The sequence below is a fragment of the Pseudomonas germanica genome (genome assembly GCF_019614655.1).
GTDB lineage: Bacteria > Pseudomonadota > Gammaproteobacteria > Pseudomonadales > Pseudomonadaceae > Aquipseudomonas > Aquipseudomonas neuropathica.
Map to the genome: position 1 here is coordinate 2,675,750 of NZ_CP071586.1, position 11,828 is coordinate 2,687,577.

16 protein-coding genes are annotated in these 11,828 nt (G+C 60.6%); 14 read left to right on the plus strand and 2 right to left on the minus strand.

Annotated elements, in window-relative coordinates; all coding sequences use genetic code 11:
• Window positions 1-72: 72 nt before the first annotated feature.
• The 14 genes from J0G10_RS11930 to J0G10_RS11995 all read left to right on the plus strand — a co-directional run bounded on the left by J0G10_RS11930 (window position 73) and on the right by J0G10_RS11995 (window position 11,126).
• Window positions 73-603 (plus strand): response regulator, encoded by a 531-nt coding sequence (locus J0G10_RS11930; protein WP_220558529.1) that lies wholly within the window; start codon window positions 73-75, stop codon window positions 601-603.
• Window positions 604-684: 81 nt separating this feature from the next.
• Window positions 685-2,391, plus strand: a complete 1,707-nt coding sequence (locus J0G10_RS11935; protein WP_220558530.1) for a GspE/PulE family protein — start codon at window positions 685-687, stop codon at window positions 2,389-2,391.
• Entirely contained in the window at window positions 2,372-3,175 is an 804-nt protein-coding gene (locus J0G10_RS11940) for a hypothetical protein (protein ID WP_220558531.1), read from the plus strand. Before J0G10_RS11935 ends, J0G10_RS11940 begins: the two co-directional genes overlap by 20 nt.
• Window position 3,176: 1 nt before the next feature.
• Window positions 3,177-3,722 carry a PilN domain-containing protein gene (locus tag J0G10_RS11945; protein WP_038364874.1) on the plus strand — a complete coding sequence of 182 codons (546 nt, stop codon included), beginning with the start codon at window positions 3,177-3,179 and terminating at the stop codon, window positions 3,720-3,722.
• On the plus strand, window positions 3,709-4,257 hold the full coding sequence (locus J0G10_RS11950; RefSeq protein ID WP_220558532.1) for a GspMb/PilO family protein: 549 nt from the start codon (window positions 3,709-3,711) through the stop codon (window positions 4,255-4,257). The genes J0G10_RS11945 and J0G10_RS11950 overlap by 14 nt, the downstream gene beginning before the upstream one ends.
• Complete coding sequence (locus J0G10_RS11955; RefSeq protein WP_186613481.1) at window positions 4,257-4,769, plus strand: hypothetical protein; 513 nt, start codon at window positions 4,257-4,259, stop codon at window positions 4,767-4,769. The genes J0G10_RS11950 and J0G10_RS11955 overlap by 1 nt, the downstream gene beginning before the upstream one ends.
• The gene (locus tag J0G10_RS11960; RefSeq protein ID WP_220558533.1) at window positions 4,766-6,613 is read left to right on the plus strand and encodes a secretin N-terminal domain-containing protein; all 1,848 of its coding nucleotides are present in this window, start codon (window positions 4,766-4,768) and stop codon (window positions 6,611-6,613) included. Before J0G10_RS11955 ends, J0G10_RS11960 begins: the two co-directional genes overlap by 4 nt.
• A gap of 2 nt (window positions 6,614-6,615) precedes the next feature.
• Window positions 6,616-7,089, plus strand: a complete 474-nt coding sequence (locus J0G10_RS11965) for a type II secretion system protein (RefSeq protein ID WP_102902833.1) — start codon at window positions 6,616-6,618, stop codon at window positions 7,087-7,089.
• A 5-nt stretch (window positions 7,090-7,094) separates the two neighbouring features.
• A complete protein-coding gene (locus J0G10_RS11970; protein ID WP_095124774.1) occupies window positions 7,095-7,469 on the plus strand; it encodes a type II secretion system protein in 375 nt (124 codons plus the stop codon).
• Window positions 7,444-7,983 (plus strand): type II secretion system protein, encoded by a 540-nt coding sequence (locus J0G10_RS11975; protein WP_095124773.1) that lies wholly within the window; start codon window positions 7,444-7,446, stop codon window positions 7,981-7,983. The genes J0G10_RS11970 and J0G10_RS11975 overlap by 26 nt, the downstream gene beginning before the upstream one ends.
• A complete protein-coding gene (gene csgE / locus J0G10_RS11980) occupies window positions 7,980-8,372 on the plus strand; it encodes a curli production assembly/transport protein CsgE (RefSeq protein WP_095124772.1) in 393 nt (130 codons plus the stop codon). The genes J0G10_RS11975 and csgE overlap by 4 nt, the downstream gene beginning before the upstream one ends.
• Window positions 8,369-8,800 (plus strand): curli assembly protein CsgF, encoded by a 432-nt coding sequence (locus J0G10_RS11985; RefSeq protein ID WP_095124771.1) that lies wholly within the window; start codon window positions 8,369-8,371, stop codon window positions 8,798-8,800. Before csgE ends, J0G10_RS11985 begins: the two co-directional genes overlap by 4 nt.
• A gap of 29 nt (window positions 8,801-8,829) precedes the next feature.
• Window positions 8,830-9,690 (plus strand): CsgG/HfaB family protein, encoded by an 861-nt coding sequence (locus J0G10_RS11990; RefSeq protein ID WP_220558534.1) that lies wholly within the window; start codon window positions 8,830-8,832, stop codon window positions 9,688-9,690.
• Window positions 9,691-10,754: 1,064 nt separating this feature from the next.
• On the plus strand, window positions 10,755-11,126 hold the full coding sequence (locus tag J0G10_RS11995; protein WP_150707381.1) for a DUF6124 family protein: 372 nt from the start codon (window positions 10,755-10,757) through the stop codon (window positions 11,124-11,126).
• A 173-nt stretch (window positions 11,127-11,299) separates the two neighbouring features.
• Here the strand turns inward: J0G10_RS11995 and J0G10_RS12000 are convergent, their stop codons facing one another.
• Window positions 11,300-11,584 carry a type II toxin-antitoxin system RelE/ParE family toxin gene (locus tag J0G10_RS12000; RefSeq protein ID WP_016983362.1) on the minus strand — a complete coding sequence of 95 codons (285 nt, stop codon included), beginning with the start codon at window positions 11,582-11,584 and terminating at the stop codon, window positions 11,300-11,302.
• Entirely contained in the window at window positions 11,574-11,780 is a 207-nt protein-coding gene (relB, locus tag J0G10_RS12005; RefSeq protein ID WP_034152589.1) for a type II toxin-antitoxin system RelB family antitoxin, read from the minus strand. The genes J0G10_RS12000 and relB overlap by 11 nt, the downstream gene beginning before the upstream one ends.
• Window positions 11,781-11,828 lie beyond the last annotated feature (48 nt).

The window sequence follows — 11,828 nt, forward strand, 5'->3', positions numbered from 1 at the left end:
AGTGTGCGTTACCACGTGTAAGGCGCACTCTCAGGGCGGGGTCATCGGACCTGCTGTTTCAAGGAGTCGACCTTGGTTAACAAAGTACTGGTTGTCGAAGACGAACAGCTGCTTGCACAAAACCTTCAGGATTATCTGTCGGCGCAGGGGCTGGACGTCCGGATTGCACACGACGGAGCGACGGCGATCGGCCTGGCCGAAAGCTTTGCCCCCGACGTGCTGGTGTTCGATTACCGCTTGCCCGATATGGAAGGCTTTGAGGTGCTCGACGCGGTCCGCCAGAACAGGACGTGTAATTTTGTGCTGATAACAGGTCACCCTACCGCTGAAGTCTGTGAGCGGGCGCGGCAACTGCAAGTCAGCCACATCCTGTTCAAACCGTTTCCATTGGCGGAACTGGCCCGAGCTGTCTGCGACCTTCTGGGCATCAAGCGCGAAGCGAAACCCGGTGCGAGCCCTTCCGAGGGCTTCGTCGAACGACGCCAGAGCAGGACCGAGAGCTTCCCGTTGCAGTTGTACGATGGCAGTTGGGTGTTGGCGGATCGGCGACGGCAGTCGCAATCCATGGCGCCGGACGACGATCAAATGCTCACCGGGGAGTAATGGCGCGATCAGACGTTCCGGCACTTGCCGCCAAGGTTTGCCGCGCCGACAGGGCACCAAGCCCCGGTTGGAGAGCAAGCCATGGAACGTCTGTCCGTTGTCGTCGAACCTCTGCTGGCGCCGAGCGCGCCGGAACGCTTTTCCAGTGAACAGCTTGCCCAGGCCCGGGCGCGGGCCGCCACCTCCGGCGAACGCGTGCTTGAAGCCCTTGGCGTACTCTGTGAACTGGCGCCGATGCCGTTCATTCACACCCTCGGCGCCACCCTGCATTACCCGGTGCTCGACACCGACAGCCTGTTTCAAGCGACGCCGGTATTTGACCGGGTCACCCTCGCACAATGCCTCAAACGTGAATTCATCCTGCTGCGCCACAACGACGAAGTCATCGGCGTGTTTGCCGACCCCTTCGACCCGGCGCGGCTGGCCTGGATCGATGACTGCCTGCACGGCGCGCCGCTGCATCTGGTGCACGCCGATGACCTCAAAGCCTATCTGGCCCGTCACGAAGAAAGCTTCCACGCCGTCGAATCGCTGAACGCCCAAGGCGATACCCACCACGAAATCGACACCCTGCAAAGCCTGTCGCTGACCAGCATCAGCGAAGACGCCAGCAGCGTGGTGAAACTGGTCAACTCGACCCTCTACGACGCGCTGAAAATGCACGCCAGCGACATCCACCTCGGCACCACCGGCAACGGTCTGGTGATCAAGTACCGCATCGACGGTGTGCTCAACAACATCAGCAAAGTCCAGGGCAACGAGTTCGCCGAGCAGGTGATCTCGCGGGTCAAGGTCATGGCCGAGCTGGACATCGGCGAGAAACGCGTGCCGCAGGACGGGCGCTTCAAGATCGGCATCAGTGGCCGCCAGATCGACTTTCGCGTATCGATCATGCCGAGCATCTTTGGCGAAGACGCGGTGCTGCGGGTGCTCGACAAACAGGATCTGGCCGACAAGGTCTGCGGCGTGCAATTGCAGGCGCTGGGCTTTGAAGACGAAACCCTGCGCCAGTTGCGTCGCCTCGCCGCCGAACCCTACGGCATGGTCCTGGTGACCGGCCCGACCGGCAGCGGCAAGACCACCACGCTGTACGCGATGATCACCGAGATCAACCATGGCGTGGACAAGATCATCACCATCGAAGACCCGGTTGAATATCAATTGCCGGGCGTGCTGCAAATCCCGGTCAACGAGAAAAAAGGTCTGACCTTCGCCCGGGGTTTGCGCTCGATCCTGCGCCACGATCCCGACAAGATCATGGTCGGCGAAATCCGTGACCCGGACACCGCGCAGATCGCCGTGCAATCGGCGCTCACCGGCCACCTGGTGTTCACCACCATCCACGCCAACAACGTTTTCGACGTGATTGGCCGTTTCACGCAAATGGAAATCGACCCCTACAGCCTGGTCTCGGCGCTCAACGCGATTCTCGCCCAGCGCCTGATTCGGCTGGTGTGCGCCAGTTGCAGCGCGCCGGTCAATCCAAGCGATGAAGAACTGCGCGCCTCGGGCCTCGATCCACAGAAAGTCGACCATTACCACTTCGTCCACGGCAAGGGCTGCGGGCACTGCCGGGGCAGCGGTTATCGCGGGCGCACGGCGATTGCCGAGTTGCTGCACCTCGACGACGAGCTGCGCCAGATGATCGTCGAGCGCCAACCGATCAAACAAATCAAAGCCCTGGCCTGTGCCCGTGGTTTGCGCCTGCTGCGCGAATCGGCGCTGGAGCTGGTGGAACAAGGTCGCACCACGCTGGAGGAGATCAATCGTGTCACATTTATCTCGTGAGCGTTTTGTCGCCGTGCTGGGCGCCAGCGGTGTTGGCCTCGGTCAGCGGCGCGGCAGCGACACCCTGTGGCTGGGCAGCGTCGGGTACATCGACGAAGGCTTCCAGAGCTACGCGGTGGCGCTGGACACCCTCGATCGCCTGCTCGGTGAACACGCCCGCGCTGGTGCCGAATTGAGCGTGGTCATCTCCGGGCACTTCAGCCGTTTCTGCCTGGTGCCGTGGAGCGCGCAGATCAGCAGCCCTGAGGAACTGCGCGGCTTTGCCCAACTGTGTTTTGAAGACCTGTTTGGCGCGCCGACCCAGCCGTGGAGTCTGGTGCTGTCTGCTGAGCCGGCCGGTTACGACCGCATCGCCAGTGCCTTGCCGCAGGACTTGCTGAAACGCTTGCGCACGCTGGTCAGCGCTCGTGGGTTGCGTCTGCGCTCGGTGCAGCCGTACCTGATGGCGGCGTTCAACCGCTTCGATAAAAGCCTTGATGCCGGCGACTTCTTGTTCGTCGTCGCCGAGCCGCAACGCAGTGTGTTGTTGCTGGCGAGGGAAGGGCGCTGGGCCGGCGTGCGTTCGGTGGGCGGCAGCGACAGCGATGCCGCGTTGAATGCCCTGATCGGTCGCGAACGCCAGCTGCAAGCCTCGACCAGCGAACGCGCCTTCAACGTTTATCTGCATGCCCCGGCGCGCCTCGATGCGCATCCGGACGTGGCGGGTGTGCAACTGCGCACCCTTGAAGACGACTCGATGAACGTGCGTGACGGCTTGTACGTCATGTCCCGGGCGGTGGCCTGACATGCGTGCGCTCAATCTCGATTTTCAACCGCGCCCACGTTCCGGCCCGTTGGGTTGGAGCCTGCTCGGCGGCGGTGTGCTGCTGGCGCTACTGTGCTTCGGCGTGCAACAGCACCTCGACGCGCACACCGAACAGCAACAAGGCCACCTGCAAACCACCCAGCGTCAGCTCACCGGCGACAGCGCTGCCAAATCCACCCTGAGCCCGGCGGAAACCCGCGAGCAAGCGGCAAACCTCGCCGAGATGCGCAAGGTCTCGCAGCAACTGCGCCGGCCGTGGGAACGCCTGTTCGCCATGCTCGAAGCGATGCCGCGCGATGACGTCGCGCTGCTGACCCTGACCCCGGATGCGCGCAAAGGCCAGGTCCGCATCAGCGCCGAAGCGCGAGATCTGCAAGCGATGCTCGACTTCCACAAACGTCTGGAAGCCAGCGACGAGCTGTCCGACGTGTCGCTGCTGAGCCACGAAATCGTCGTCAAATCGCCGGAACAACCGGTGCAATTCAACCTGTCGGCGACTTGGGAGATTGGCGATGCGAATCCCTAGACTGATCGTCCACGAATACCTGCAAGGCCTCGGCGTTCCGGGCCTGGCCGGGCTGGCGCTGCTGCTGGTCACCGTGACTTGGGCACTCGGCGGTTTGCTGCCGGGCTGGCAATCGTTGCAGCACCTCAGCCAACAGACTCAGGAAGCCACCGCATACCTGGCCAAGGTTGAAGACGGCAGCATCGCGCCGCCCGTAGTGCCACAACGTCAGCTCGACGATTTCCGCAACAAACTGCCGGCGCAGCCGCAAGCCACCGTCGCCATCGACCGCATTTACGCCCTCGCAGCGCAAGAACACATCACTCTGGCACGCGGCGAATATGCACTCGGCGTCGATCCGAAAACCCATCTGGCGCGTTATCAGATCCTGTTGCCAGTGCGCGGCAGCTACCCGCAACTGCGCCGCTTTCTGCATGCCTTGCTTGGTCAGTTGCCGGCGGTGGTGGTGGAAGACCTCGAGTTGCAGCGCAAGAAGATTGGCGACACCGACCTCAATGGCCGGATCCGTATGACCCTTTACCTGTCGAGGTCGTGATGAATACCAAACGCGTGACAGGTTGGTTGGCGTTCTTCGGCGTAGCGGCCGCGCTGGCGTGGTTGCCGGAATATTTCTCGCCAAGCGAAGACGCCGATTCCAACGAAGTCGCCGTCGCCACGCCGGGGAAAACCCGGGGCGCGCTGCCGGCCAGCACCGCCAAGGTCAAGGATGCGTCGATCAAGGACTTGAGCCCGGCCGGCGACCTGTTCGCGGCCAAATCCTGGAAGGCCGCGCCAATTCTGGCCACGGTAACCGAAATGGCCATCAATCCAGCAACTGTGGTGCAAGCCCCGAGCCTGCCACCGGTGCCGTTTCAGTTCGTCGGCAGGCTGCATGACCGCAGCGACCTGCAAGTGTTTTTGCAGAACGGCGAAAAGATCTACGTCGTGCGCAACGGGGATGTGATCGACGACACCTGGAAGATCACCGGCATTTCCGATCTGGAACTGAGTCTGGTCTACCTGCCCTTGCATTTGTCGCAGACCCTGTCTGTGGGGAGTACGCAATGAAACGTTCCCGTTTGCTGATGAGCCTGGGCCTGTGTGCCGGGCTGGCCGCGTGCAGTTCTGCACAAGTGGCCAACAAGGAAGCCGCCGACCTGATTGAACAGGGTCAGTACGAGGCGGGGCTGGCCCGTGTCGAGGAGGGTCTGCGTGAAAATCCACGGGACACGGAACTGCATCTGCTGCTCAACAGCGGTCGGGCCAAGGCGATTACGGCGCTGCTGACGACCGGTGATACCGACCGCTCGCGTCGCGACTTCGCTTCGGCGCGGGTGGCCTACAACCGCGTGCTGACCATCGAACCGAACAACCGCCGCGCTCAGGATGCCCTGAAGCAGATGGATTACCTGCGCAGCATGGACGAAAAACTGGAACTGGCCCGTGGCGACCTGCGTCGCGGCGACATCTACGGCGCTGATCGGCAGGTCAAACAGATCCTCGAACTCGACCCGAACAACGAAGGCGCGCTGGCGCTGCAAGGCAACATTCGTCTGGTGCAGAGCCGCAACGTGATTGCCTATCCGCAACTGCGCACCAAGCTTGACCGCCCGGTGACTCTGGAATTTCGCGACGCCAACCTCAAGACCATTTTCGAAGTGCTGTCGCAGGTCGCCGGGCTCAATTTCATCTTCGACAAAGACCTGCGCCCGGACATGAAAGCGACGATCTTCGTGCGTGACGTGAGAATCGAAGACGCCGTGACCCTGCTGCTGCAACAGAACCAGTTGCACCAGAAAGTGGTGAACGAAAACACCTTGCTGATCTACCCGGATTCTCCACAGAAAGTGAAGGATTACCAGGAACTGGTGATGCGCACCTTCTACCTGACCAGCATCGACGCCAACACCGCGCTGAACATGGTCAAAACCATGCTCAAGACCCGCGACGTGTTCGTCGACGAACGCCTCAACACCCTGACCATGCGCGACACCGAAGACGCTGTGCGCATGGCCGAGAAACTGCTGCAGTCGCAAGACCAGTCCAACCCGGAAGTGGTGCTTGAAGTGGAAGTGATGGAAGTCGCCACCCAGCGCATCCTCGACCTTGGCCTGCAATGGCCGAACACCTTCGGCGTGGTCAACAGCGACGGTTCGGCGGTGACCCTGCTTGATCAACTGAAAGGCATCAACTCCAGCCGGATTTCGATCTCGCCGTCGCCGCAAGCCAAGATCAACGCCCAGGACAACGACATCAACACCCTCGCCAGCCCGGTGATTCGTGTCAGCAACCGTGAGCAGGCGCGTATCCACATCGGTCAGCGTGTGCCGATCATCAGCGCGACTTCGGTGCCGTCGACGCAAGGCCCGGTGATCACTGAAAGCGTCACTTACCTCGACGTCGGTCTGAAGCTCGAAGTGCAACCAACCGTGCATCTGAACAACGAAGTGGCGATCAAGATCGCTCTCGAAGTGAGTAACGCGACACCGCTGGAACCGACCCGTCAGGGCACGATCCCGGTGCAGGTCGACACCCGCAACGCACAAACCTCACTGCGCCTGCATGACGGCGAAACGCAGATCCTCGCCGGCCTGATGCGCAACGACCACGGCGCGACCGGCAACAAGATCCCGGGCCTCGGTGACATCCCTGGCATTGGCCGGCTGTTCGGCAGCAACAAGGACACCGTCGGCAAATCGGAACTGGTGCTGTCGATCACCCCACGGATCGTGCGCAACCTGCCGTACCAGAGCCCGTCGGACATGGAATTCTCCACCGGCACCGAAACCAGCATGCACATTCAGGCCCCGGATCGTTCGCAGAGTTACGTGATGCCGTCGCCGGCCGCGCAGCCGCGTGCCGTCGGTGAGTCGGCCGTGGCCACCACCCGTGTCACCGTCGAGAAGCCTTGATCATGAACGCCTCCCAACGCGGTTTCACCCTGATCGAAGTCGTGGTGACGCTGGCCCTGATCGGCCTGTTGGCGAGCATGGCGGCGCCGCTGACCGAGACTTTGGTGCGGCGTGGCAAGGAGCAGGAATTGCGCAACGCGCTGTACCAGATTCGCGATGGCATCGACGCCTATAAACGCGCGTTCGATGCTGGCTATATCGAGAAATCGCTGAACAGCAGCGGCTATCCGCCGAATCTGCAAGTACTGGTCGAAGGCGTGCGCGATGTGCGCAGTGCCAAAGGCGCCAAGTTCTACTTTTTACGCCGCATCCCGCGCGATCCGCTGGTGCCGGCCAAACGTGACGACGAAGGGGGTTGGGGCGTGCGCGCCTACAACAGTTCGGCTCAGAACCCGCGCGATGGCGAGGACGTGTTCGACGTCTACTCCCACGCCCGGGGCAAGGGCCTCAACGGCATCGCCTACCGCGAGTGGTGAACCTCATGCGCCGGGAAAAAGGTTTTACCTTGCTGGAGCTGATGGTAGTGATGGCGATCATCGCCACGCTGATGACCATCGCGCTGCCGCGCTACTTCAACAGCCTCGAAGCGTCGAAGGAAACCACCCTGCGCCAGAGCCTGTCGGCGATGCGCGAGGCGCTGGATCACTACTACGGCGACACCGGCCGCTATCCGGATTCCATCGAGCAACTGATCGAACAACGTTACCTGCGCAACGCGCCACTCGATCCGATCACCGAACGCAAAGACCAGTGGGTGCTGATCGCGCCACCGGACGGCGTTGCCGGTGGTGTGGCCGATATCAAAAGCGGTGCTACCGGGAGGGCGCGTGATGGCAGCCAGTATTCCGAGTGGTAACCGTGCGCAGCAGGGTGGCTTCACCTACCTCGGCGTGCTGTTCCTCATCGTAGTGATGGGCATGGGCCTGGCCAGTGCCGGCGAGTTGTGGTCGACCGCGTCGCGCCGCGACCGTGAACGCCAGTTGCTCTGGGTCGGCACCCAATACGCCCAGGCGCTGCGCAGCTACTACCGCAGTTCGCCGGGGTTGGCGCAGTACCCGAAAGAGTTAGTCGATCTGCTCGACGATCAGCGTTTTCCCGAGGCGAAGCATCACCTGCGTCAGCTCTATCCTGATCCGATTGGGCAGGGTGAATGGGCGCTGCAACGCGGGTTTGATGGCCGTATCACCGGCCTCAACAGCCCATCGACCGAGCTGCCGTTGAAGCAATCCGGGTTCCCGACGCAGTGGTCGGATTTCGATGGCATGCAGCGTTATTCGGATTGGCAGTTCGTCGCTGAAAAAGCCTTTCTTGAGGGCACTAATGGCCCGGCCAAAGGCCAATCGAATCTGCCGCAGGCGTTGCAGCCATGATTCGCCAATGGTGGTGCGCGCTGATCCTCACCGCTGTGGCGTGCTGCGCCAGCGCCAGTGAAGAAGACGAAATGATGGGTTTCATCGTCGATGACACGATCTCGCACATCGGCCACGACTTTTACTACTCGTTCAGTGAACGCCTGCGCGACACCAGCCCGATGGATTTCAACCTGGTGGTGCGCGAGCGGCCCGACGCGCGCTGGGGCAGCCTGGTGACCGTGGAATATCAGCAACGCCTGGTTTATCGGCGCTTCCTGCCGCCGAACACCGTGGAACTGAAGGACGAGGCCTACGCGGCCGCCGACTGGGTTCGACGCCAGGTTGTCCAGCGCAAGCTGGAGGCTCTGTTGCAGGACACCACCGACCTTGAGAAGGACGAACTATGAACAGCACAACGTTCTCACGGCGCAGCGGATTCTGGATCTCGGGGTTGTTGATCGGGCTCGCCAGCGCTGCCGCTGTCCAGGCCACTGAACTGGTCTACACGCCGGTCAACCCGTCGTTCGGCGGCAACCCGCTCAACGGCACCTGGCTGCTCAACAACGCGCAGGCGCAAAACGATTACGACGACCCTGATCTCAAGAGCCGTTCGACCGTGGCCGGCACCTCGGCGCTGGAGCGTTTCACCAGTCAATTGCAATCGCGGCTGCTAGGGCAGTTGCTGGACAACATCTCCACCGGCAACACGGGGAGCCTGTCCACCGACTCTTTTATCGTCAACGTCATCGACGACTCCGGGGCACTGAGCATTGAAGTGACCGATCGAGCGACCGGTGAGGTTTCGGAAATTCAGGTGAACGGCCTCAACCCATGACGGGCTGACGGTTCCGGGGAGTGACGGACATGAAAAAATTAATCGCGCTAGGGCTGCTGTTGGCGACATTACAAGGGTGCAGTCTGCGTGAGCCGATGTCGGCCGAGCAGGACACCGAAACCCCGACCCTGACTCCCAGGGCTTCGACTTATTACGACTTGCTGAAGATGCCGCGACCCAAGGGCCGGTTGATGGCGGTGGTGTACGGCTTCCGTGATCAGACCGGGCAGTACAAGCCGACGCCGGCGAGTTCGTTTTCCACCAGCGTGACCCAGGGCGCGGCGTCGATGTTGATGGACGCGATGCAGGCCAGTGGCTGGTTTGTCGTGCTGGAACGGGAAGGGCTGCAGAACCTGTTGACTGAACGCAAGATCATTCGCGCGTCGCAGAAGAAGCCGAATACGCCGGTGAATATTCAGGGCGAGCTGCCGCCGTTGCAGGCGGCGAACATGATGCTCGAGGGCGGGATCATCGCTTATGACACCAATGTGCGTAGCGGTGGGGAAGGGGCGCGGTATCTGGGGATTGATTTGCAGCGTGAGTATCGGGTGGATCAGGTGACCGTGAATTTGCGCGCGGTGGATGTGCGTAGCGGGCAGGTGTTGGCGAATGTGATGACCAGCAAGACGATTTATTCGGTGGCGCGCAGTGCGGGGATTTTCAAGTTTATCGAGTTCAAGAAGTTGCTTGAGGCTGAGGTTGGGTATACGACAAATGAGCCGGCGCAGCTTTGTGTGTTGTCGGCGATTGAGGCGGCGGTGGGGCATATGGTGGCGCAGGGGATTGAGCGGCGGTTGTGGCAGGTGGCGGGGGACGCTTCTGTGCCTGGGCAGGATGATGTTTTGAATCGGTATTTGACTCAGAACAAGGTTGATCCGGATGCCGAGTGAACGTGGCGGCCTTCGGGCCGACCAGGTTCTGGTTGGGCGGTGAGTTCTGGTTGACCGGGTACATATCCGTTGCTGCGGTAACGGCTGCTTAGGGTTCCGCCCTGACGGCGGGTCACCTTTTCCAAACGCCGAAAAGGTAACCGAAAAGGCTTGCTCCTGCGTGCGGCCCGCTCGCTAAAGCTCGGGGTTCCTTCGCTGCGGGATCGATCCGGGCGCAGCGCCTACGGTTTGCTTCGCTGCACCTCCTCTCGCTGTGTTTGGCTGCGCCAAACGGTCGCTGCGCTCCCACGCCCGGATCAATCCCTCCACTCAGCCTTCCGACGTCGCCCGTGGATCAAGATCAAGAGCAGGCGAGCTGACACTCGGCCTATTGAGTGGTGTGGAGCACAGCGTGCTCGGCTTTTGATCTTCGTAGGCGCTGAGCTTGCTCGCGAAGGCGGCCTTACAGCCGACCAATCTCTTGCTGACAGAGCGCGATTCAATTGTAGGAGTGAGCCTGCTCGCGATAGCTATCTCTCAGACGCAGTTGCCATTGCGGATGTACCCAAATCCTTGTGGGAGCTGGCTTGCCAGCGATGGCGATCTACGAGCCGACCAATTCCCGCCGGTTGCACACATTCACTGCATGAGCTGCCGAAGGCTGCGATCTTTTGACTTTGATTTTTTAAGATGAATATCAAGATCAAGATCAAAGATCGCAGCCTGCGGCAGCTCCTACACATGCGTATTTCAATTCGGAATGTTTAAAGGTTGTTTCGATTTTGCAGAACCTTCCCACAAGGTTTTCAGGTTGTCCGTCGGACGTCCGGTCTCTAGCCTGTGTTCGTCGCTGCCAATTCAGCGACCGGGCATGGAAACCCGAAGACACGAGAGAGCAGATACGCCTTTCATAACGTATGCTTGCGCACTTTCATTGTGTGCACTCTGTTATGGCGGTTGTGCGCGGGAGACATTCGTGTCTGCCGGGTTGCTCTCTCCCGGATTTCCAGCCTGCGTACAGCTGCCACCCATTTTTCCTGGAAGTCGAATGGGCCAGCTGCAACTATCAATGAGAGAGAATTACCATGAAAAAACCAACACCCAACCCCCCAGAATCAGACACCAACACCACATCCCCCTACGCCTCAGTCGACAGCAAAAAACTCCACGAAGCCGCCGATCGCGCCCTCGATTTCTACCTCAACCCCACCGCCCACATCATGTCCAGCGCCAACGAGCCGGAACCCATGTACCTCGCCAACCCCAGGTACAACACCGAATCCCTGCTCGCCAACGCCAGCGAAACCCTAGGCTCGGCCAGCGAAATGCTCATCAACTTCGCCGCCTCGCTGGAAACCTCACATCGCAAGACAGCACTGGGCATCGCACAAGTCGTCATGCTGGGCGAACTGGCGGTGAATCAAGCCCTCGATCACGTCGAGCTGAAGGATGGCTGATTGATCGTTCCCACGCTCTGCGTGCGAATGCAGCCCTTGACGCTCTGCGTCAAATTCGCGAGTTGGAACGCGGAGCGTCCCGAGAGGTATTCCCACGCAGAGCGTGGGAACGATCAAGAAAACCGCACCTCCACGGGAAGCACGGTTTCTTGTGTTGAGACGAGGAAGCGATCTTAACCGGGGTCGCGTCGAGGGTACTCCTGACGCGCATGCAAGATGCTCACAATCTCAATTTGGTCCGCCACTTGATAAACGACTAGATAGTTCGGGCTTACCACAATCTCTCGAGTGCCGGGAGAGCGGCCTTTGCGATACAGGTGTGGATGCCAACAAAGCGCAGATGTAGTTTTTACGACGGACTTGTGAAGTGCAGTCGCCGCTACAAAATTTCGCTCGCCAATGTACTTCAGGATTTTCGAGAGTTCGACCCGAGCCTTGGGTCGCCACTTAATCTGCATCAGCGCTTTTGCGCATTGATTCCATCAAGGCGTTGATTTCCTCCATCACTTGCTCATGGGGAATACTCGGGCGCGGATCATCGAGAGAGGCCTGTACTTCGGCCCGAAACCAACGGTCATAACTTGCAGCCTGTTCCTCGGGATCAAGATCCGAAACAACCGGGCACAGTGGGTCGATCAAGGACGGGTCGATCATAGAACCTCCGGGTTTGGTGCCTCGAAGTCTATTCGTTAACGGTATCGC